Annotated in this window: 1 pseudogene; it reads right to left on the bottom strand. The window is 42.1% G+C overall.

Going from position 1 to position 228, the window contains the following annotated elements:
- Nucleotides 1–148, bottom strand: a pseudogene (gene tgt, locus I5349_RS14215) (tRNA guanosine(34) transglycosylase Tgt); the annotation flags it as partial.
- Between the last annotated feature and the right edge of the window lie 80 nt (nt 149–228).

Below are 228 nucleotides of genomic sequence, written 5' to 3'. Positions count from 1 at the left end.
GCTTGAGCTCTCGCTGATGGACAGCCTTCACCGTACCAGCAGACCCCACAGGCATAAATATAGGCGTCAAAATATCCCCATGGTCTGTACTGACTACGCCAGCCCTTGCTTTACTTTACGGATCTTGTGCCTTTAGTTCAAATTTCATTCAATTGCCGCTTTATTGCTTAGTTTTAAAGGCTCCAAAAATATAACCTTCTAGCCAATATTTTATTCTCTCAATAGCTT

Source organism: Penaeicola halotolerans (assembly GCF_016464625.1).
GTDB lineage: Bacteria > Bacteroidota > Bacteroidia > Cytophagales > Cyclobacteriaceae > Penaeicola > Penaeicola halotolerans.
The sequence above is the reverse complement of the archived record's forward strand: the minus strand, read 5'-3'. Positions and strand labels throughout refer to the sequence as shown.